The sequence below is a fragment of the Pseudomonas sp. R62 genome (genome assembly GCF_000257605.1).
Taxonomy (GTDB): domain Bacteria; phylum Pseudomonadota; class Gammaproteobacteria; order Pseudomonadales; family Pseudomonadaceae; genus Aquipseudomonas; species Aquipseudomonas atacamensis.
Window position 1 is genome coordinate 1 of the sequence record NZ_AHZM01000839.1, and the last position, 1,799, is coordinate 1,799.

At 62.8% G+C, this 1,799-nt stretch carries 3 protein-coding genes; 2 read left to right on the forward strand and 1 reads right to left on the reverse strand.

The window, feature by feature from the left end; translation table 11 throughout:
- Positions 1-603: DUF2059 domain-containing protein (locus OQK_RS00420; RefSeq protein ID WP_016770623.1), on the reverse strand; the 603-nt coding region annotated here is incomplete at its 3' end.
- A gap of 108 nt (positions 604-711) precedes the next feature.
- Between OQK_RS00420 and OQK_RS00425 the strand changes: the two genes are divergently transcribed.
- Together OQK_RS00425 and OQK_RS00430 are read left to right on the forward strand one after the other, a co-directional pair.
- On the forward strand, positions 712-1,344 hold the full coding sequence (locus OQK_RS00425; RefSeq protein ID WP_016770624.1) for a 2OG-Fe(II) oxygenase: 633 nt from the start codon (positions 712-714) through the stop codon (positions 1,342-1,344).
- A gap of 2 nt (positions 1,345-1,346) precedes the next feature.
- The coding region (locus OQK_RS00430; protein WP_016770625.1) for a DUF523 domain-containing protein at positions 1,347-1,799 on the forward strand (453 nt) is incomplete at its 3' end.

Genomic DNA, 1,799 nt, shown 5'->3' on the forward strand with positions numbered 1-1,799 from the left:
AAGCAACGTGTTGTTCAGATCGGCGCCGATCTGATCCATCAGCCGCTGGCGCTGACCGTTCAACATGCCCTGCGCCTGTCCACCGCCGAGCAGTCCCGGGATCATCGAACTCAAGCTGTCCGCCGCTACGCCGGCAATCGCCAGGCTGACCTCGGCGCCCGCCTCACGGGCTGGCAGGGCCTGGGCGAGATGGCCGATGATCAGCAAGCGACTGTCGCTGGCCTGCATCTTCGGCAGGCCCTGAGCATTTTTTGCCAGTTGATCGCGACGGGTTGCGAGCAATTCGGCGGCGACGATTTTCTTGCCCAGCGGTGACTGGAAGAAGGTCAGCGCCGGTTTCGGGTCGGCGAGTTTCTGCCGCAGTTGCGCTTCGGCACGCTGATCCATGGCCTGCGCGGCAAAGCGTTGATTGCTGTTGTTGACCAGCGCCTGAAATACCGCAGGCGGCAGGCTGTTCTGATAGCGCTGCTGGGCGGCGCTCAGGGCATCGTTGAAATGCGCGCGTTGTTCTGGCCAGCCGGCGACCTTGTACAACTGATCGTGGCCGTCCGCCCAGGTGGGCAATACGCAGAACATCAACAGTGAAAAAAGCAAACGGCGCATAGGGACTCCTGTCAGCAGCGGACTATTGTCCGTGCGGTGCCGGTACTTGTCGAGAATTCGTAGCAAGGCGCTGCGTGGCTCTGTCGGATTTATCGCCGTCGGCATACTATGCGCGCCATGCCGATATCCTCTGAACACCCGCTGCTGTTACGCATTGTCGACGACCTGGCCGAACACGGCTGGTCGCAGCAGAACATCTTCCTGCCCGCCGATCTGACCCGGGCGCTGGCGGCCGAGTGCCGTAAACGTGAAGCCGAAGGTGAGCTGGCGCCGGCGGCGGTCGGACGCGGGCCGTTTTCGGAGATTCGTGAAGGTATTCGCGGCGATCACATTCAGTGGATCGACCCGGGTCAGGCCGACGCCACTGACAGTTACCTGAGCCTGATGGACAGTCTGCGCGAGGCACTTAATCGCGGCTTGTTTCTGGGGCTTGAGGATTTCGAGTGCCATTTCGCCCTGTACCCGCCCGGCGCGTTTTACCTCAAGCACGTCGACCGCTTTCGCGATGATGACCGGCGCATGGTCTCGGCCGTCATTTACCTCAACGAGGCCTGGTTGCCGGAGGACGGTGGCCAGTTGCGCATGTACCTGGGCGAGGAACGTGTGCACGACGTGCAGCCGACCGGCGGCTGCCTGGTGGTGTTTCTCTCCGGCGAAGTGCCCCACGAAGTGTTGCCGGCCCATCGCGAGCGCCTGTCGCTGACTGGCTGGTTCCGTCGCCGTGGCAACGAGCCGTTCTGAACATGGAAAAGATCCTGGTCAGTCGCTGCCTGTTGGGCCATCGCGTGCGTTATGACGGTGGTGCGAGCGGGCCGTTTGATCTGCTTGAGCAGTGGATCGAAGAAGGGCGCGTGGTGCCGTTGTGTCCGGAGGTGGCGGGTGGATTGCCGACGCCGCGGGCGGCGGCGGAGATTCCTGGCGGGCAGGGCGGTGAGGTGCTGGATGGCATTGCCGCAGTCATCACTACTGATGGCGAGGATGTCAGCGCGCAGTTTCTCGAGGGGGCGCGGCAAGCGCTGGAACTGGTGCAAAAGCACGGCATTCGGGTGGCGGTGCTCAAGGCCAACAGTCCGTCTTGCGGGAATCTGCTGACGTATGACGGCACGTTCAGTGGGGTCAGAGTCAGTGGCGAAGGGGTGACGGCGGCGTTGCTCAAGCGCCATGGGGTTCGGGTTTTCAGTGAGCTTGAACTGCCG

Excerpts from the sequence above, each read along its gene's own strand:
- OQK_RS00425 (WP_016770624.1), top strand. The coding sequence starts at position 712 with ATGCGCGCCATGCCGATATCCTCTGAACACCCGCTGCTGTTACGCATT.